The sequence below is a fragment of the Jiangella aurantiaca genome (assembly GCF_004349105.1).
In the GTDB taxonomy this organism is placed as follows: domain Bacteria; phylum Actinomycetota; class Actinomycetes; order Jiangellales; family Jiangellaceae; genus Jiangella; species Jiangella aurantiaca.
Genome location: NZ_SMLB01000037.1, coordinates 40,334 through 58,535 on the forward strand (window position 1 = coordinate 40,334; position 18,202 = coordinate 58,535).

Below are 18,202 nucleotides of genomic sequence, written 5' to 3' on the forward strand. Positions count from 1 at the left end.
GGGCAGCGGCCGGGCCCAGTCGAGCAACCGGCCCGCCTCAGCGGGGCAGCGGCCCGGTGTACCTGACCCGAGCGGCCTCGACCGCGGGCATCCGCGCCGCGGACCACTCGCCGAGCGCGGCGAAGACCGGCTGCAGACTCCGTCCCTGCTCGGTGATCTCGTACTCCGCCCGCGGCGGCACCTCGGCGTGATAGCGCCGCAGGACCGAGCCGTCGCGTTCGAGCCAAGGCACCGATCAGGGCTCCTCGGTGATCGTGCCCTGGTGGTAGAGAACGTGCCAGCCCTCGGGCTCCGCCCAGCGCCAGATGGTGGCCCGCAGCGACGCCGACCCTGCCCGTTCAGCCGGTACATCACCAGGACGGCTGCGCATCTCGGGCGCGGCACGGCGCGCGCCTCCGGGGGCCTCGCCCATGCCGCCCGTACGCTCGGAGCGTGCCGTCTCGCCGCCGCGCCGCGATCTACGCCCGGCGCCGCCAGCGCCGGATGGCGAAGGTCGAGCACGACCTGTCCGACGCCCAGTGGGCGGCGCTGGTCGCGGCCTGGGCTGGCTGCGCCTACTGCGGCGCCGGCGATGCTCAGCTGCAGAAGGACTGCATGCTGCCCATCTCCCGCGGCGGACGCTACACGCTGACCAACGTGGTGCCGGCGTGCCGCTCGTGCAACGCGAGCAAGTGCAACTCCGAGGTCACGACGTGGATGCGCCGCAAGAAGCTGGACGAGCAGGCGTTCCTCGTCCGGCAGGCAGAGATCGCCCGCTCGGCCGCGGATGCCGTCACACGTTGAAGCGGAACTCGACGACGTCGCCGTCGGCCATGACATAGTCCTTGCCCTCCATGCGGACCAGGCCCTTCGACCGGGCCTCCGCCATGGAGCCGGTCGCGACCAGGTCGTCGAAGGAGACGACCTCGGCCTTGATGAAGCCCTTCTGGAAGTCGGTGTGGATGACGCCGGCCGCCTCAGGAGCGGTGGCGCCCTTGCGGATGGTCCACGCGCGCGCCTCCTTCGGGCCCGCCGTGAGGTACGTCTGCAGCCCCAGGGTGTCGAAGCCGACCCGGGCGAGCATGTCGAGACCGGACTCCTCCTGACCCATCGACTGCAGCAGCTCCAGCGCCTCGGCATCGTCCAGTTCCGACAGCTCGGCCTCGATCTGGGCGTCGAGGAAGATCGCCTCGGCGGGCGCGACCAGGGCGCTCAGCTCGGCCTTGAGGCCGTCGTCGGAGAGCTCCTCGTCGTCCATGTTGAAGACGTAGAGGAACGGCTTGGCGGTGAGGAGGTGCAGGTCGCGCAGCGGCTCGGGGTCGAGGCGCGCCGCGAAGACGGTCTGCCCGCCGTCGAGGACCGCCTTGGCCTGCTCGACGGCGGCGACGATCTCCTGCTTCTCCTTGGCCATCCGCGCCTCCTTGACCAGGCGCGGGAGGGCATTCTCGGTGGTCTGGAGGTCGGCGAGGATCAATTCGGTCTCGATGACCTCTATGTCAGACTTTGGCGCGACTCGTCCGTCGACGTGGACGACGTCGGGGTCGTTGAAGACGCGGATGACCTGGCAGATCGCGTCGGCCTCACGGATGTTGGCGAGGAACTTGTTACCCAGGCCCTGCCCCTCGGAGGCGCCCTTCACGATGCCTGCGATGTCGACGAAGCTGACGGTGGCCGGCACCTGGCGAGCGGAGTCGAAGATCTCGGCCAGCTTCGCGAGCCGCGAGTCGGGCACGCCGACGACGCCGACGTTGGGCTCGATGGTGGCGAACGGGTAGTTCGCGGCCAGCACGTCGTTCTTCGTCAGGGCGTTGAACAGCGTGGACTTGCCGACATTGGGCAGGCCGACGATGCCGATGGTGAGACTCACAGGTGCCAAGGGTACGTGGCCCGGCCGCCGGCGACGAAGCGGATCTTGAACTGGCACGAAACGCCTGTTCCGGACCGGTTCTCGCCGCGCCTCCCGGACTTTGTCGGAGGTCCCCGGCAAAGTAGCCCCCATGAACGTCTCCAGCGTCCTCGTCGCCCTCGTCGCCCTCCTCCTCGGCGGCGTGGTTGGCGCGCTGCTCGTCCGCGTCCGCACGGCCGGCGCCGCCGCCACGGTGGCTGCCGAGCGCGATGCCGCGCGGGCCGAGCTCGACACCGTCCGGCGCGAGAGGCAAGAGCTGCAGGCCGAGCGCGAGGTCGACCGCGAGCGCATGCTCGACGCCCAGGCCGAGCAGACCCGGCTGGAGACCGAGCTCGCCCACGCCCGCGCCAGCGGCGAGGAGAAGCTGGCCATGCTGCGCGCCGAGCAGGAGCGGCTGACGCAGGAGTTCCAGCGGCTGTCCGTCGACGCCCTGCGGCAGAACCGCGCCGAGTTCCTCGAACTGGCCACCGAGCAGTTCAAGGGTTCCGAGGAGCGCGTCAAAACTGAGCTCGAGCACCGCCGCCTGGCCGTCGAGGCCATGGTCAAGCCGCTGAACGACCAGCTCCAGAAGGTCACCGACCACGCCCACCAGCTGGAGAAGGCCCGCGCCACCGCCTACGGCGAGCTGCGCACGCAGCTCGAGACCATGGGCAAGAGCTCCGAGCAGCTGCGGCTCGAGACCCAACAGCTGGTGACGGCGTTGCGCGCGCCGCAGGTGCGCGGCCGGTGGGGCGAGCTGCAGCTGCGCCGGGTCGTCGAGGCCGCCGGCATGGTCGAGCACGTCGACTTCGCCGAGCAGGCCAGCGCCGACACCGCCGACGGCAAGCTCCGTCCCGACCTCGTGGTCAACCTCGCCGGCGGCAAGAAGGTCGTCGTCGACGCGAAGGTGTCGTTCAACGGCTACCTCGAGGCGCAGGAGGCCCGCGACGAGGCCACGCGCGACAAGCGGCTGGCGGCGCACGCCCGGCACCTCAAGACCCATATCGAGTCGCTGGCCGGCAAGCAGTACTGGGAGCAGTTCACGCCCACGCCCGAGTTCGTCGTCATGTTCGTGCCGTCCGATGTGTTCCTCAACGCCGCCATGGAGCAGGACCCCACGTTGTACGAGTACGCCTTCGAGCGCAACGTCGTCATCGCGACGCCGTCGACGCTGGTCGCGCTGTTGCGGACGGTCGGCTACGCCTGGCGGCAGGAGGCGTTGGCGCAGAACGCGCAAGAGGTGCTGAGCCTCGGCCGCGAGCTGCACTCCCGCCTCGCCACCATGGGCGGTCACCTCGCCCGGCTCGGCCGTCAGCTCGACGGCGCGGTCAAGGCGTACAACGACGGCGTCAGCTCGCTGGAGAGCCGGGTGCTGGTCACCGCGCGCAAGATGGCCGACCTCAAGGTGGTCGACGAGGAGATCGAGGCGCCGCCGCAGGTCGAGCGGGCCGCGCGGCAGCTCCAAGCGCCCGAGATGGTCGACGACGCGCTGATCGCGCTGGAGGACATCCAGATCGATCCGCGATTCGGCCTCGGCCCGGCCACCGGCAAGGGGTCACGGTCGCGCCGCCGCAGCGGCACCGACGGCTGACAGAATGCCGCGCAGACGGCCGGCGCCCACCCGGCCGCAGCCGGCGAGTGGAGGACCCCGGCATGGGTGAGGTGGCGCTGATACTGCTCGGCGTGGTCCTCGGGATCGCCGGCGACGAGGCCTACTCGTCTGTCAAGTCCCGGGTCGCCGCCCGCCGGATGGACCGACGCCGCCGGCGACTCGAGCAGTCGGCCGACCCCGTCCGGCACGCCACCCACCTGTTGGAGATCTTCCGAACGAACGGGCTGACGGACCGGCTCGTCCGCACGACGACGACACTCGAACCGGCGCTCCTGCCGATGGTCCACGACCAGGACGATCGGCTCGTCGGCGACCTCACGCCGGAGTCGGACGCCCCGCTGCGGCTGCTTCAGCCCGACCGGGTCGAGCTGCCGTACCGGAGCGGCGTCATCGAGCGCAAACAGCATGGCGGCGTCACGTTGTGGGACGGCTCGCTGCTCTACGCGCTCGGCGAGCCGGTCGGTGACGACGGGCTGGCAGCGGGTGTCTGCAACTACTACGCGTACGTCGACCTCAGCGACCGCATCCTGCACGAGTCCGACGAGCCGGACGGCGCCAAACCACTGCTCCTCGGCACCTTCCGCAGCTTCGACGACGCGATCAGCGGCTCGCTGCGTCCCATCGTGATCTCCGCGGCGGCGACCTGCGTCTTCGAGGGCGCGGACGGCCGCCGCCAGGTCACGCTCCAACGCCGCTCCGACCGCGTGGTCACCTCGCGCGGCATGTACGCCGTCGCACCCGTCTTCGGGCTGGAGCCGAACGTGCTCGGCACATCGCGCAGCCGGTTCGGCCTGGTCACGTACAACGTGCTCAAGGAGATCCTTGAGGAGTTCTTCGACGAGGAGGAGTTGTCGCGGGCCGCAGACCAGCCCGGCGCGGCTCACCCCGACTGGATCTTCCGCAGCGAGCACGGCCGCCGCCTCGTCGCGGAGCTGGACGTGGGCCGGTTGCGCCTGCGCTGCACGGGCGCGGCCATCGACATCAGCGACGGCAGCGTCATCCTGGCCGTCCTTGCGCACTTCACCTCGCCGGCCTACGCCGACGAGCTCAAGCTGACCGCGCGCGGCAGCTGGGAGTCGGCCACCACCGGCGGGCCGCGCATCGAGTTCGCAGCGTTCGACGGACCGGAGCTGACGGCACTGATGACGGCCGGCACCATGACCGCGTCGAGCATCTTCGCGCTCGACCGGGCCCGCGCGGAGTTGGGCGCCGGGCCGAGCCGCTGAACCGCCCGCCGCCGGCGTCGCGACGGATAGCGGCCTCCCCGCCGGTGATGGGTGAGCCTCCGGTGGGCCGCGAGGCTCACCCATCGCCGGGCCTGGAATCAGCCGGTCCCGAGATAGGCGCCCAGTGTGTTCGCGAACTGGTAGCCGTCGTCGCGTCCAGTTGACCGACCAGGTCATCGCACCGCCGATCGGACCCCACGGATCGGATGGGACGAAGCCGCCGCATTGTGTCGCGGTCGCGGCGGTCGAGGTCGGCGTGACGGCACGCGCCGGGCTGCTCGCGGCTGGGAGGCTGCACGGAGCGGCCCACGTGGCGGGACGTACGGGCCGCGTCAGAGCGCAGCCGGGCGGTTGAGGCGCCGCCCGCGGACGATCTCGGGCCGGATCCGGATGTAGTGCGGCCGGTCCCCCAGCGCCCACGGCGTCAGCCCGAGCGTCGCGAGCCGCGTCCGCTCGGCCGCGTCGGCGACCGCCTCGGCCCGCCCGACCAGCACCACCGACCAGCCGGTCAGGGCGTCCTCGTCGTACTGATCCCCTTCGAACGCGACGACGGCGGACCGGGTCGCGGCCGCCAGCTTCGACCCCATGCCGGTCTGGATGATCACGTCCTCGCCGTCGAGGACGAAGTTCACCGGCTGGATCGCCGGCAGCGCCGCCTCGGTGAACACGATGCGGCCGATCGGCACCGTCCGCAGCAGCGCGAAGCAGTCGGACCGGCCGAGGTTCTCGAGGCCGGCGGAATCGGCAGGAGCGATCGCGTCCACACCTCCAGCGTCCACACCCGGCGCCGCGAGAACCAGGGACCAAGGTCCCGCCGCAGGGGCCCGGAAGTCCGCCGGGCCACGCCCGCGCGGCCGGGCGTTCCACGTGACCGGTCCGGCGCGGCGCCGGTCGTATCCTTGCTCGGACACGCGAAGGGAGAAGGCCGGGATGAGCGATCTGCCCGCGCGGCGGCCTGAGCAGAGGGCGAGCGACGCCGACCGGGAGCTCGTCGCCGACGACCTGCGCGACGCCTTCGGCGAGGGACGGCTCGACAACGACGAGTACGAGCGCCGCATCCAGGCAGTGTGGGAGTCGCGCACCTACGGCGAGCTGGACCGCCTCACCGCCGACCTGCCGCAGCCGCTGCACCGTGAGCGGCGCCGGGCCGAGGAGGAGCAGCAGCAGGCCGTCGCGGAGCGGAAGAAGCGTGCGCTGCGCGAGTACCTCGACGAGTGGCAGGCGTGGGCCGGCGCCGCCGTCATCATGATCGGCATCTGGGGCATCAGCAGCATCGCGGCCGGCGAGCTGCGGAACTTCTGGCCCATGTGGCCCATCGGCATCTGGGGCCTGATCCTGCTGGTCAGCGGCCTCGGCAAGCAGGACAAGGGCAAAGATGAGGGCGCCTGACGGACGGTCAGTCCGACGCCGCCGATGCCTTGAGGTCGCGGCGCAGCTCGCGCGGCAGCGAGAAGATCAGCGACTCCTCGGTGGTGCGGTGCTCGTCGACGGTGGGGAAGCCGCGCTCCCCCAGCCACGCGACGACGCCGGCCACCAGCTCCTCGGGCACCGACGCGCCACTGGTGACGCCCACCGTCGAGACTCCGGCGAGCCAGGCCTCGTCGATCTCGGACGCGTTGTCGATGCGGTACGCCGCGTCGGCGCCGGCCTCGAGGGCGACCTCGACCAGCCGCACCGAGTTGGACGAGTTGGCCGAGCCGACCACCAGCACCAGCTCCGCCTCGGCGGCGATCTCCTTCACCGCGACCTGGCGGTTCTGCGTGGCGTAGCAGATGTCGTCGCTCGGCGGGCTGATCAGCGCCGGGAACCGCTCGCGCAGCCGGCTGACGGTCTCGTACGTCTCGTCGACCGACAACGTGGTCTGCGACAGCCACACCACGCGGGACGGGTCGCGGACCTCGACCTTGTCGACGTCGGCCGGGCTCTCGACCAGCTGGATGTGCTCGGGCGCCTCGCCGGAGGTGCCCTCGACCTCCTCGTGCCCGGCGTGGCCGATCAGGACGATGTCGAGGTCGTCCTTGGCGAACCGGCGCGCCTCGTTGTGCACCTTGGTGACCAGCGGGCACGTGGCGTCGATGGTCCGCAACCCGCGCTCGGCAGCCTCGGCGTGCACCATGGGTGACACGCCGTGCGCGGAGAACACCACCAGCGCGCCCTCGGGCACCTCGGACAGCTCTTCGACGAAGATCGCGCCGCGCTGCTCGAGCGTCTCGACGACGTGCTTGTTGTGCACGATCTGCTTGCGGACGTAGACCGGTGGGCCGTAGTGGTCCAGCGCCTTCTCGACGGTGACCACGGCGCGGTCGACGCCCGCGCAGTAGCCCCGGGGTGCGGCCAGGAGCACTCGGCCCGAATCAGTCATGTCTCCCATGGTAGGTGCCCGGACCGTCGGTCCGAGCGGCCGCTGCCTACCGGCGAGGTCCATGGGGGAATCGGAGACAGGAGGTACGGTGCCCATCGTGGCCTTGGACACGTCCCCGGAGAAGCCCGCGCCCGTCCGGGTCATCTCGCAGCTGATCGGCCAGTGGGTGGCCCGGCTCGGCCCGGTCTGGGTCGAGGGCCAGGTGGCCCAGTACTCCCGCCGTCCGGGCACGTCGACGGCGTTCCTCACCCTCCGCGACCCGCACGCCGAGGTGTCGCTGACGGTCACCTGCCCGGTCGGGCTGCTCGACGCCCTCGAGGTGCCGCTGGCCGACGGCGCCCGCGTCGTCGTGCACGCGAAGCCGTCCTGGTACTTCACCCGCGGGACGCTCTCGCTGGCCGCCGACCAGCTGCGCACCGTCGGGCTGGGCGACCTGCTGGCCCGCATCGAGCGGCTGCGCAAGATCCTGGCGACGGAGGGGGTCTTCGCCGACGCGCGCAAGCGCCCGCTGCCGTTCCTGCCGCGGGTCGTCGGGCTGATCTGCGGCCGCGACTCCAAGGCGGAGCACGACGTGCTCGAGAACGCGCGGCGACGCTGGCCCGGCGTGCGGTTCCGGGTCGAGCCGGTCGCCGTGCAGGGGCTGAACGCCGTCGGCCAGGTCATGGACGCGCTGCGGGTGCTCGACCGCGATCCCGAGGTCGACGTCGTCATCATCGCCCGCGGCGGCGGGTCGGTCGAGGACCTGCTGCCGTTCTCCGACGAGGCGCTGGTGCGCGCCGTCGCCGCGGCCACGACGCCGGTGGTCAGCGCGATCGGGCACGAGGCCGACACCCCGCTGCTCGACCTGGTCGCCGACGTCCGGGCGTCGACGCCGACGGACGCGGCCAAGCGCGTGGTGCCCGACGTCGCCGAGGAGGCCGACCGGGTGGCCCGGGCGCGCGAGCGCATCCGGTCCGCCGTCCGGCACCGGCTCGACCGCGAGCGGCACGGCCTGGACTCATTGCGCTCCCGCCCGGCGCTGGCCGACCCGCATCACGGCCTGCGGCTGCGCGGCCAGGAGGTCGACGCGCTGGTGCAGCGGGCCCGGCGCACCGTGCGGCACGCGCTCGAGCGCGCCGCCGTCGAGGTCGACCACACCCGGGCCCGGATCCGGGCGCTGTCTCCTGCCGCGACGTTGGAGCGCGGCTACGCGGTGGTGCAGAAGGACGACGGCACCGTCGTGCGGCAGCCCGCGGACGTCGCGGCCGGCGACCACGTGCGGCTGCTGGTCGCGGGCGGCGAGATCGGCGCGACGATCGACGCCACCGGCGAGCGGGCGGCGCCGTAGCGCTGGTAGGTTGGCTGCCCATGCAGGCCGCCGAACCCACCTACGAACAGGCCCGCGACGAGCTGATCCAGATCGTCGCGAAGCTCGAGGCCGGCGGCACCACGCTGGAGGAGTCGCTGGCCCTGTGGCAGCGCGGCGAAGAGCTGGCCGCGCTGTGCGAGCGGTACCTCGACGGTGCCCGCGCCAAGCTCGACGCCGCGAGCGGCGCGGACGGCACCCCCGACGCTGAGGGCTGATCAGGCCTCGCGGTCGCACCCCGTCCGCTTCGAAGCTGTCCTTGTCTCAGCGCAGCAGCGTCACGAACTCCTCGAGCCCCTCGTATGAGACGGTGCCCCGTACGATCGTCAGCGCGCCGCCGTCGACGCGGACGAGGGCGCGGTCGGGTTGGTCGTCCTCCTCGAGGAGGCGCTCCCACGTGACGCCGTCGATGGTGCTCTCACCGTCGGGCTGGAAGTCCGCCAGCCGGTCGTCGCGGTAGCTCTCGATCTCACCGTCGGTCTGCTCCAGGCCGACGAACTGCTCGCCGTCGATGAGGAAGCCGAGCCGCCAGCGGTCGCCGCTGGCCTCCTGCGCGAAGTCGACACTGGTGGCGCGCCAGCCGTCCGGGACCGGCTCCGGCGCGAGCACGTCGTAGCCGTACTCGGCGCGGGCCACCTCGAGCGCCGGCTGGTAGTCGACGGGGTCGGGCAGCCGCGGCTCGGGGTCGTTGAGCAGGTTGAACACGATCGCGAACGCCGCGATGACGCCGGCCAGGACGCCGACGCTGCGCAGGATGTCGCCCAGCGAAGGGTTGCCGCGGGTCGAGGTTGCCACGTACAGCATCGTCCCAGGTCGCCGCCCGCGACGATGCGGCGGGCCACCCACGCGGCCACCCGCGGACGGCCGTGGCGTTTCCGATCGATGTACTCAAGTTACGCAACGGTGACATGTCGATGTGGGCTGGCTCACACTCGGGCGTCAAACGACCGCCTCCCGAGAGGAGCCGCACGTGTCCGTCATCGACCGGCCGACACCGCCGCCGCCCACGGACGTCGACAAGGCGTTCCTCGGCCATGCCACCTACCGCAGCCTCGGCGAGCAGCAGCTGAGCCCCGTCGAGGAACGCTTCGAGCGCGGCCGCCGCACCGCCGGGCTGTTCCTCGCGCCGTTGGTCACCATCACCGCGTTGCTGCTGCCGCTGGGCCTGGACGACGAGCAGCACACGCTGGCGGCGATCCTGCTCGGCGTCATCGTCCTCTGGGTCACCGAACCGGTTCCGATCCCGGTCGGCGGGTTCATCGGCATCGGCGCGATCGTCCTGCTCGGCGTGGTGCCGGCGGCGGAGGCGCTGGCGCCGTTCGGCTCGCCGACGGTGTTCACGTTCATCGGCGCGTTCATCCTGGCGCAGGCGATGCTCAAGCACGGCCTGGCCAAGCGGTTCGCGATGTGGATGCTCAACCTGCCCGGCGTCGGCTCCTCCACCACCCGGGTCGTCATCGTGTTCGGACTGATCACCTGCCTGCTGTCGGCGTTCGTCTCGAACACCGCGACGGTGGCCATGCTGCTGCCGACGGCGATCGGCATCCTCACCGTCATCGCCAAGCTGCTGCAGGCCAAGGGGCTGGTCGCGCGTGACTTCGACCCGCTGCGGCTACGGGTCGGCGCCGCGCTGATGCTGATGCTCGCCTACGGCGCCAGTGTCGGCGGGTTGCTGACGCCGGTCGGGTCGCCGCCGAACCTCATCGGCCGTGGGCTGATCGAGGAGGCGACCGGCGAGACGATCTCGTTCCTGGACTGGATGCTGCTCGCACTGCCGATCTGCGCGCTGATGTTCGTCGCGCTCGCCGTCGTCCTGCTGCTGCTCAACCGCCCGGAGATCAAGCACCTGGAGGGCGTGTCGGAGTGGGTGGCGACGGAGAAGGCGGCGCTCGGCCGGTTCTCGCGGGCCGAGAAGAACACGCTGATCGCGTTCGCCGTCACCGTCAGCCTGTGGATCTTCCCCGGCGTCATCGCGGTCGTCGCCGGCACCGAGTCCGAGCTCTACACCAGCGTCAGCGGCCGGCTCAACGAGGGCGTGGTCGCCGTGGTGGGCGCGGCACTGCTGTTCCTGCTGCCCACCGACTGGAAACGGCGTGAGTACACGCTGCGCTGGAGCGACGCGGCCCGCATCGACTGGGGCACCGTGGTGCTGTTCGGCACCGGCATCATCTTCGGCTCGCTTCTGGAGTCGACCGGTCTGGCCGAGACGATCGGCACCGGCGCCTTCGACTCCCTCGGCCTGACCAGCACGTTCGCCATCACCGCGTTCGCCGTGCTGCTCGCCATCGTCATCTCGGAGACCACCAGCAACACCGCCGCTGCCGCCGTCGTCGTCCCGATCATCATCCCGATCGCGGTCGCCGCGGGCGTCAACCCGTTCGTCCCGGCGCTGGCCGCCACGTTCGGCGCCTCGTTCGGGTTCATGCTGCCGGTCTCGACGCCGCAGAACGCGATCGTCTACGGCTCGGGCGTCGTGCCGATCACCAAGATGATCCGGTCCGGCGTCTCGTTCGACGTGCTCGGCGCGATCCTGATCCTGCTCATGCTGCCCGTGATGGTGAGCGTGCTCGGGCTGGGCGGGTGACGGCGATGGCGGGGACGATCGCGGTGATCCCGGGCGACGGGATCGGCCCCGAGGTGATCGAGTCGGCCCGCACGGTGCTGGACGCGCTGGACCGGCGGTACGGCCTGGACCTCGCCTACGAGACGTTCGACTGGTCCTGCCGCCGCTACACCGAGACCGGCGCGATGATGCCCGCCGACGGGCTGGAGACGCTGGCCCGGTTCGACGCGATCCTGCTCGGCGCCGTCGGCTGGCCCGGCGTCCCGGACCACGTGTCGCTGTGGGGACTGCTGATCCCGATCCGGCGCGTGTTCCGGCAATTCGTCAACCTGCGGCCGATCCGGGTGTTCGACGGCGTCGGCAGCCCGCTGCGCACGGCCGGCCCGGGCGCCGTCGACCTCGTCGTCGTCCGTGAGAACGTCGAGGGCGAGTACAGCGAGATCGGCGGGCGGCTGAACCGTGGCTTCCCGGACGAGTTCGCGGTCCAGGAGTCGGTGTTCACCCGCGCGGGCGTCAGCCGGATCGCCGACTATGCGTTCGAGCTGGCCCGCGGACGCCGCGGCTACGTCACGTCCGCGACGAAGAGCAACGGGATCGTGCACACGCTGCCGTTCTGGGACGAGATCGTGGCCGAGCGCGCGGAGCGGTTCCCCGACGTGCGCTGGGACCAGGAGCACATCGACGCGCTGGCGGCGAAGTTCGTCCTGCAGCCCGAGCGGTTCGACGTCGTCGTCGCGTCGAACCTGTTCGGCGACATCCTCAGCGACCTCGCGGCGGCCGTCGCGGGCAGCATCGGCATCGCACCGTCGGCCAACATCGACCCCACCGGCACCCACCCGTCGATGTTCGAGCCGGTGCACGGATCCGCGCCGGACATCGCCGGACGGGGCCTGGCCAACCCGGTCGGCGCGTTGTGGTCGTGCGTGCTGATGCTGGAGCGGCTCGGGCACGAGAAGGTCGCGGCCGAGCTGATGACGGCGATCACCACGACGCTGCGCTCGCCGGAGACGCGCACTCCTGACGTCGGCGGCAGCGCTGACACCGCCGACGTGACGGCCGCCGTCGCCGCGCTGGTGGCCGGCAACCGGTGACGGAGGCGGCGCACGTGCCGCAGACTGACGTGATGGGATCGCTCACGAGGCCGTGGCGACGGTGGAGCCTGGTGCGCAGCACGGTCGTCATCCAGCTGACGGTGGTGCTGGGCATTGTCGCGGTCGTGACGGCGATGGTGGCCGTGAACGCTCAGCGCGAGGCCCGCGAAGCGGCCGGCGACCGGTCGATGTCGGTCGCACAGGCCGTCGCCGCGGCGCCGTCGGTCATCGCCGCGTTCGGCTCCGACGACCCCAGCGCGCACCTGCAGCCGTATGCCGAACGCGTCCGGTCCGGCGGCGACGTCGACTTCATCACGATCATGTCGCCGGACCGGGTCCGCTACACCCACCCCGACCCCGAGCAGATCGGCGGGACGTTCCTCGGCAACGTGGGCGACGCGCCGTCCGGCGGCACGTTGCGCGAGACGTTCACCGGCACGCTCGGCCCGTCGGTCCGCGCCGTCGTGCCGGTGCGGTCCGGCCCCGACGGCGGCGCGGTCGTCGGGCTGGTCGCCGTCGGCGTCACCATCGAGAACGTCGGCGAGCGGGTGGCCGAGCAGGTGCCGTGGATCGTGCTGACGGCGCTGGCCGCGGCCGTGCTCGGCGTCGCCGGGTCGGTGGTGGTGGGACGGCGGCTGCACCGGGTCACCGGCGGCATGGGCCCGGCCGAGGTCACCCGCACGCTCGCCTACTACGCGTCGGTGCTGCACGCGATCCGCGAGGGGCTGCTCATCCTGGACGAGCACGGCCGGGTCGTGCTGGCCAACGACGAGGCGATCCGGCTGCTCGGCCTGCCCGGCCCGCTGCCGCCGGGCGTCACCCTCGACGACGTCGACCTGCCGCCCGCCGTCGTGCGCGCGCTGACCAGCGAGGGCAGCACCATCGACGAGATCGTGCTCACCGAGGAGCGGGTCATCGTGGTCAGCCGGATGCCGGCCCGCACCGACGACTCCGCCGCGGGCCAGGGCCGCAGCGGGGCGGTGGTGACAATGCGCGACCACACCGAACTGGAGCGACTGGCCCGCGAGCTGGACACCGCGACCAGCTTCTCCGACGCGCTGCGGGCGCACGCCCATGAGTCGGCGAACCGGCTGCACGCCGTCGTGTCGCTGCTCGAGCTCGGCCGGTCCGGCGCCGCCCTCGAGCTCGCGACCACCGAGCTGGCCACCACGCAGGCGCTGGCCGACCGGGTGGTGTCGGCGATCGACGAGCCGGTGCTGGCGGCGCTGCTGCTCGGAAAGACCGCGCAGGCCGACGAGCGCGGCGTCGCGCTGACCATCGAATCGGCCGGCTCGGCGCAGGAGGCCGGGCTGGCGACCCGCGACCTGGTGACGGTGGTCGGCAACCTGGTCGACAACGCCGTCGACGCCGCCGGGGCCGGGTCGCCGCCGCGCTGGGTGCACGTCGCGATCGACGCGACGGAGGGGCTGGTGGTCGAGGTGAGCGACTCGGGCGACGGGGTCGCCGCGGGCGACCGCGACCGCGTCTTCGACCGCGGCTGGTCCACCAAGAACGGCGCCGGCGCGCACCAGGGCTTGGGACTGGCGCTGGTCACGCAGGTGGTGCGCCGGCTGGATGGCGAGATCGAGCTGACAGAGAGCGGCGGGGCGACGCTGTTCCGGGTGACGCTGCCGGCCGCCCCGGTCGTGGTGGAGCCGGCATGACCCGCACGCTGCGCACCCTCGTGGTCGAGGACGAGCCGATCGTCGCCGCCGCCCACGCGACCTACGTCGAACGCGTGCCGGGCTTCGAGCTGGCCGGTACGGTGCACTCCGGCCGCGAGGCGCTGGCCGTGCTGGCCCGCGACCGGATCGACCTGGTGCTGCTGGACATGAACCTGCCGGACCTGCACGGGCTGGACGTCTGCCGCAAGCTCCGCGCCGCCGGCCTGAGCACGGACATCATGGCGCTGACGGCCGCCCGCGACCTCGCCATGGTGCGCGCCGCGGTGTCGCTGGGCATCGTCCAGTACGTCATCAAGCCGTTCACGTTCGCGATGCTGGCCGACCGGCTCACCCGCTACGCCGCCTACCGGGCGCGGACCAGCGCGGAGTCCGAGGCGACCAGCCAGCACGAGATCGACCGGCTGCTCGGCGCGCTGCGCGCGCCCGACCTGTCCCGGCTCCCGAAAGGCCTGGCCGAGGAGACCCTCGACCACGTGGTCGCCGTGCTGCGGGAGCAGGACGGCGCGTCGGCCCGCGAGGTGGCGGCCGCACTATCGGTGTCGCGGGTCACGGCTCGCCGGTACCTGGAGCATCTGCACGACCTCGGCCGGGTCGAACGCGAGGCGCGGCACGGCGGCGCCGGCCGGCCGGAGCTGAGCTACCGGCTCACGCCGGATAGACGCTGATCTCGGTGGCCTTCACCGACGCCCACACCTCGCCGCCAGGCTCCAGGCCGAGGTCGGCGACGGCCAGCGGCGTGACGTCCGCGAGCACGGGCACCGCGCCGTCGGCCGTCACCCGGACGAGGTCGCCGTGCGCCTCGAGGTCGGCGATGACCAGCGGCCACGCGTTGCGGGCCGAGCCCTCCGGCCGGCGCGGGCTGAGCGTGACGGCGACCGGCGGGAACGCGATGTGCACCGGGCCGGTGGCGTCGTGGGCCAGGGTGACGACGGCCCCGGTCGGCAGCTCGGCGGTGCGGCCCGACGCCGTCCCCGTCAGCAGGTTCAGGCCGACGAGGCGGGCGACGTAGTCGGTGCGCGGCCGGCGCGCGACCTCGGCCGGCGGGCCCTGCTGGACGACGCTGCCGCGCTCCAGCACGACGACGCGGTCGCCGAGCACCATGGCCTCGAGCGGATCGTGGGTGACGACGAGCGTGCAGCCGTCGTAGCCCGCGAGGTGCCGGCGCAGCTCGGCCCGGACCGCGGGCCGGGTGCCGGCGTCGAGCGCGGCCAGCGGCTCGTCGAGCAGCAGCAGCCGCGGTGCGACGATCAGCGCGCGGGCCAACGCGACCCGCTGCGCCTGGCCGCCGGAGAGCTCGCCCGGACGCCGTCGCTCGTACCCGGCCAGCCCCATGCGGCCGAGCCATTCGCGAGCCTCGGCGCGGGCCCGGTCGCGGGGCATGCCGCGCGAGCGCAGCCCGAACGCGACGTTCTCCAGCACGCTCATCCGCGGGAACAGCAGGTAGTCCTGGACGACCATGCCGACCCGCCGGTCGCGCGGCCGGACGTGCACCCCGGCGGCGGGGTCGTCGAGCGTGACGCCGTCCAGCTCGACCCGCCCGGCGTCCAGCGGCAGGATCCCGGCCAGCAGCTGCAGCGCGGTCGACTTGCCCGCGCCGTTCGGCCCGAGCAGTGCCACGACCTCGCCGGGCGCGACCGCGAGCGCGGCCCGCAGCTCGAGGTCGCCGCGGCGCAGCGCGAGGTCGGCGTGCAGGCTCATGCGGTGCCGATCCAGCGTTCGCGCAGCCCGACCAGGATGGTCACCGACACGGCGATCATGAGCAGGCTGAGCACGATGGCGACGTCGCTGTCGCCGGAGTTGATCGCGACGTACGCCTCCAGCGGCAGCGTGCGGGTGGTGCCGGGGAAGCTGCCGGCGAAGGTCACCGTCGCGCCGAACTCGCCGAGCGCCCGGGCCCAGCACAGCACCGCCCCGGCCAGCACGCCCGGCGTGACGGCGGGCAGCGTGACGCGGCGGAACGTCGTCCAGGAGGTGGCGCCGAGCGTGGCCGCGACGTCGTCGTACCGGCGGTCGGCCGTGCGCAGTGCCCCCTCGACCGCGACGACGAGGAACGGCATCGCGACGAACACCTGCGCCAGCACGACCGCCTCGGTGGTGAACGGCAGGCTGATGCCGAACGTGTCATACAGCCAGCCGCCGACCAGCCCGCGCCGGCCGAACACCATGAGCAGCGCGACGCCGCCGACCACCGGCGGCAGCACCAGCGGCACCGTCACCAGGCCGCGCAGAACGGACCGGCCGGGCAGCGTCGTCCGGGCCAGCAGCCACGCGATCGGGACCCCGCACGCGAGCGCGGCCGCGGTCGCCACCGTCGCCGTGACCAGCGACAAGCGCAGCGCCGTCAGGACCTCGTCGGAGGCGAGGATGGACGGGAGGTCGCTCCACGGCGCGCGCACGACCAGGCCCGCCATCGGCAGGACCAGGATCGCGACGCCGAGTGCCGCCGGGATCAGCAGCCCGGCCGGGACCCGCAGATCCTCCGTCCGACGGGTTGGGTTCACGGCTCCAGGAAACCCGCCTCGCCGAGGATGACCCGGCCCGGCTCGCCGGTGATCGCGTCGACGACCGCCCGCGCGCCCTCCGGGTTCGGGGCGTCGGCGAGGACTGCGACCGGGTAGTCGCTGACCACGTCCTCGGCATCAGGCACGTCGACGGTCTCGACCGCGTCGCCCTCGGCCGCCGCGTCGGTCAGGTAGATCAGTGCCGCGTCCGCCTCGCCGAGCGCGACCAGCGACGCCGCCTCCTTGACGTCCGTGGTCAGCGTGTCCGGCGCTGCGGTGACGCCGGCGGCGTCGAGGAGACGCTGGGCCGCACCGCCGCACGGGACCTGTGGCTCGCAGATCGCGACGCGCAGGTCTTCGTTCGCCAGGTCGGCCAGGCCAGTGACGTTGCCGGGGTTGCCGGCCGGGACCGCCAGCGCCAGCGTGTTGCGGGCGAAGATCCGCGGCTCGCCGTCGACCACCCCGCCGGCGACCGCCTCGTCCATCGTCGTGGTGTCGGCCGTGGCCAGGACGTCGGCGGGCGCACCGGACAGCAGCTGCTCGACCAGGCCGGAGCTGGAGCCGAACGAGTAGACGATCTCCAGGTCCGGGTGGGTCGTCTGGAGCTCGTCGGCGAGGTGCTCGAACGACTCCGTCAACGACGCCGCCGCCAGCACCGTCACCCTCCCGCTCGGCACCTGGCTCGCCTCGCCCGGGTCCGCGGCGGCCGCGCTGTCGCCGTCGTCGCCCCCGCAGGCGACGGTGAGCAGAGCGGCCACCGTGACCGTGAGCGCGAGCCGTGCCCGCGTCATGCCCGGCCCGCCGGGAGATCGACGACGACATTGGTGGCCTTGACCGACGCGATGGCCGCCACGCCGACCTCCAGCCCGAGCTCGTCGGCGGCCTCGCGGCTCATCAACGACACGACGCGGTGCGGGCCGGCCTGGATCTCCACCTGCGCCATCACGCCGTCCTTCTTCACCGAGATGACGATGCCGGGGAAGTGGTTGCGCGCGGACTCCCGCGGCACGGGCAGGGCGGCCTCGTCGGGGACGATCTCGCGGGCCACCCGGGCCAGCTCCACGCCGTCGACGACCATGCGCCCGGCGTCGTCGCGGTCGAGCCGCAACCGCCCGGCCTCGGCCCATCGTCGCAACGAGTCGTCGCTCACCCCCAGGAGGCGGGCTGCGTCAGCGATCCGAAACTGCGGCACAATCGACAGTATAGACCCGCAACTGCGGACTATTCCCGACACTTCGGTTCCTCACCGCATGTGTCGCCGGCGTGTGGACTTCTGTACCGCCACTGGCAGTGCTCCCTGACGAAGGCGCGTCCGCTGCCCCCGCTAGGACGCAGTCAGCCAGCGCACCAGCAGCGGCGGGTCGAGGTCTGAGGCGGGACGACATGGTCGGCAGGCTGTTGCCGACGATGCGCGAGCCTTCGTGGTCTGCGCCGTGAGTTCGTCGGGGGGTCATGCGGCCGGCCGGCTCGCGTCATGTCCTGTGGACCATGGGGATGCGGTCGGCTGGGACGACGCCCGGTGGGCGCGTCGCCGCCGCCGGCGCACACCCCGATGATCCGCGGCGCTCCGCCGTCGCCGTGCCGCCGCCTCCTGATCAACCCCAAGGTGGTCCGGGCGGTCGACAGCGGGCCGGGTGATCGTGCGGCTGGCGCGAGAACGTCGCTCGACCACGATGCGCCTCACCCGGTTCAGCGCCGCATGAGGGCAGATCACGGCTCACATACGGTCCCGAGACGAGTGAGGCGCACCAGAAGCGAGCGGCCACCTCTGCCCCCGGCCAGCAGGAACGGCCGCCCAGCACAACCGTTGTTCGTCCAGGACCGCCCAGGCGATGTGCAGTTCTCACGCCGGTTCCCGGCTACATCACGAGGGTTGATGATCAACGCTGTCCACAGCACCAATGCCACACCGAACCACGCCAACCCCGGCCCCGGGCCAGCCCACACCTTCCC

19 protein-coding genes and 1 pseudogene are annotated in these 18,202 nt (G+C 72.5%); 10 read left to right on the forward strand and 10 right to left on the reverse strand.

Translation table 11 applies throughout. The features are described 5' to 3' along the window. Nucleotides 1-37 precede the first annotated feature (37 nt). A pseudogene (locus E1262_RS21625) lies at nucleotides 38-223 on the reverse strand (winged helix-turn-helix transcriptional regulator); the annotation flags it as partial. Between the two features lie 12 nt (nucleotides 224-235). Further along, nucleotides 236-412: a hypothetical protein gene (locus E1262_RS30455; RefSeq protein ID WP_162606022.1), complete on the reverse strand. Its 177-nt coding sequence runs from the start codon at nucleotides 410-412 to the stop codon at nucleotides 236-238. 71 nt (nucleotides 413-483) lie between these two features. On the opposite strand from E1262_RS30455, the gene E1262_RS21630 reads away from it, so the two are divergent. After that, the gene (locus E1262_RS21630) at nucleotides 484-783 is read left to right on the forward strand and encodes an HNH endonuclease (RefSeq protein WP_132105474.1); all 300 of its coding nucleotides are present in this window, start codon (nucleotides 484-486) and stop codon (nucleotides 781-783) included. Here E1262_RS21630 and ychF read toward each other — a convergent pair. Then, nucleotides 773-1,846, reverse strand: a complete 1,074-nt coding sequence (ychF, locus tag E1262_RS21635) for a redox-regulated ATPase YchF (protein WP_132105434.1) — start codon at nucleotides 1,844-1,846, stop codon at nucleotides 773-775. The genes E1262_RS21630 and ychF overlap by 11 nt on opposite strands. A gap of 130 nt (nucleotides 1,847-1,976) precedes the next feature. On the opposite strand from ychF, the gene E1262_RS21640 reads away from it, so the two are divergent. After that, a complete protein-coding gene (locus E1262_RS21640; protein ID WP_132105436.1) occupies nucleotides 1,977-3,455 on the forward strand; it encodes a DNA recombination protein RmuC in 1,479 nt (492 codons plus the stop codon). Nucleotides 3,456-3,517: 62 nt separating this feature from the next. Next, the gene (locus E1262_RS21645) at nucleotides 3,518-4,702 is read left to right on the forward strand and encodes a hypothetical protein (RefSeq protein ID WP_132105438.1); all 1,185 of its coding nucleotides are present in this window, start codon (nucleotides 3,518-3,520) and stop codon (nucleotides 4,700-4,702) included. Between the two features lie 332 nt (nucleotides 4,703-5,034). Here E1262_RS21645 and E1262_RS30995 read toward each other — a convergent pair whose 3' ends face one another. Next, a complete protein-coding gene (locus E1262_RS30995) occupies nucleotides 5,035-5,466 on the reverse strand; it encodes a pyridoxamine 5'-phosphate oxidase family protein (RefSeq protein ID WP_203454158.1) in 432 nt (143 codons plus the stop codon). Nucleotides 5,467-5,632: 166 nt separating this feature from the next. Here E1262_RS30995 and E1262_RS30460 point away from each other — a divergent pair, with 166 nt between their 5' ends. After that, nucleotides 5,633-6,091, forward strand: a complete 459-nt coding sequence (locus tag E1262_RS30460) for a DUF1707 SHOCT-like domain-containing protein (protein ID WP_162606023.1) — start codon at nucleotides 5,633-5,635, stop codon at nucleotides 6,089-6,091. 7 nt (nucleotides 6,092-6,098) lie between these two features. Here E1262_RS30460 and E1262_RS21660 read toward each other — a convergent pair whose 3' ends face one another. Then, entirely contained in the window at nucleotides 6,099-7,073 is a 975-nt protein-coding gene (locus E1262_RS21660; RefSeq protein ID WP_132105442.1) for a 4-hydroxy-3-methylbut-2-enyl diphosphate reductase, read from the reverse strand. Nucleotides 7,074-7,161: 88 nt separating this feature from the next. Here E1262_RS21660 and xseA point away from each other — a divergent pair, with 88 nt between their 5' ends. After that, on the forward strand, nucleotides 7,162-8,391 hold the full coding sequence (gene xseA / locus E1262_RS21665; protein WP_203454159.1) for an exodeoxyribonuclease VII large subunit: 1,230 nt from the start codon (nucleotides 7,162-7,164) through the stop codon (nucleotides 8,389-8,391). 20 nt (nucleotides 8,392-8,411) lie between these two features. After that, nucleotides 8,412-8,627 carry an exodeoxyribonuclease VII small subunit gene (locus E1262_RS21670; protein ID WP_132105446.1) on the forward strand — a complete coding sequence of 72 codons (216 nt, stop codon included), beginning with the start codon at nucleotides 8,412-8,414 and terminating at the stop codon, nucleotides 8,625-8,627. Between the two features lie 46 nt (nucleotides 8,628-8,673). On the opposite strand, the gene E1262_RS21675 is transcribed toward E1262_RS21670, so the two are convergent. Then, complete coding sequence (locus E1262_RS21675) at nucleotides 8,674-9,204, reverse strand: DUF4245 domain-containing protein (protein ID WP_162606024.1); 531 nt, start codon at nucleotides 9,202-9,204, stop codon at nucleotides 8,674-8,676. Between the two features lie 184 nt (nucleotides 9,205-9,388). Here E1262_RS21675 and E1262_RS21680 point away from each other — a divergent pair, with 184 nt between their 5' ends. The 4 genes from E1262_RS21680 to E1262_RS21695 all read left to right on the forward strand — a co-directional run bounded on the left by E1262_RS21680 (nucleotide 9,389) and on the right by E1262_RS21695 (nucleotide 14,413). After that, nucleotides 9,389-10,993 (forward strand): SLC13 family permease, encoded by a 1,605-nt coding sequence (locus E1262_RS21680; protein ID WP_132105478.1) that lies wholly within the window; start codon nucleotides 9,389-9,391, stop codon nucleotides 10,991-10,993. A gap of 5 nt (nucleotides 10,994-10,998) precedes the next feature. After that, a complete protein-coding gene (locus E1262_RS21685) occupies nucleotides 10,999-12,063 on the forward strand; it encodes a tartrate dehydrogenase (RefSeq protein ID WP_132105450.1) in 1,065 nt (354 codons plus the stop codon). 71 nt (nucleotides 12,064-12,134) lie between these two features. Continuing rightward, nucleotides 12,135-13,727 carry a sensor histidine kinase gene (locus tag E1262_RS21690; RefSeq protein ID WP_203454171.1) on the forward strand — a complete coding sequence of 531 codons (1,593 nt, stop codon included), beginning with the start codon at nucleotides 12,135-12,137 and terminating at the stop codon, nucleotides 13,725-13,727. Then, entirely contained in the window at nucleotides 13,724-14,413 is a 690-nt protein-coding gene (locus E1262_RS21695; protein WP_132105454.1) for a response regulator, read from the forward strand. The genes E1262_RS21690 and E1262_RS21695 overlap by 4 nt, the downstream gene beginning before the upstream one ends. Here E1262_RS21695 and E1262_RS21700 read toward each other — a convergent pair. The 4 genes from E1262_RS21700 to E1262_RS21715 are packed head-to-tail and all read right to left on the reverse strand — an operon-like array spanning nucleotide 14,394 to nucleotide 17,441. After that, the gene (locus E1262_RS21700; protein ID WP_132105456.1) at nucleotides 14,394-15,446 is read right to left on the reverse strand and encodes an ABC transporter ATP-binding protein; all 1,053 of its coding nucleotides are present in this window, start codon (nucleotides 15,444-15,446) and stop codon (nucleotides 14,394-14,396) included. The genes E1262_RS21695 and E1262_RS21700 overlap by 20 nt on opposite strands. After that, complete coding sequence (locus tag E1262_RS21705) at nucleotides 15,443-16,249, reverse strand: ABC transporter permease (protein ID WP_203454173.1); 807 nt, start codon at nucleotides 16,247-16,249, stop codon at nucleotides 15,443-15,445. Before E1262_RS21705 ends, E1262_RS21700 begins: the two co-directional genes overlap by 4 nt. Further along, nucleotides 16,246-17,040, reverse strand: coding sequence for a molybdate ABC transporter substrate-binding protein (gene modA / locus E1262_RS21710; protein ID WP_132105458.1), 795 nt, complete (start codon nucleotides 17,038-17,040; stop codon nucleotides 16,246-16,248). Before modA ends, E1262_RS21705 begins: the two co-directional genes overlap by 4 nt. Then, nucleotides 17,037-17,441: a TOBE domain-containing protein gene (locus tag E1262_RS21715; RefSeq protein WP_132105460.1), complete on the reverse strand. Its 405-nt coding sequence runs from the start codon at nucleotides 17,439-17,441 to the stop codon at nucleotides 17,037-17,039. The genes modA and E1262_RS21715 overlap by 4 nt, the downstream gene beginning before the upstream one ends. Nucleotides 17,442-18,202 lie beyond the last annotated feature (761 nt).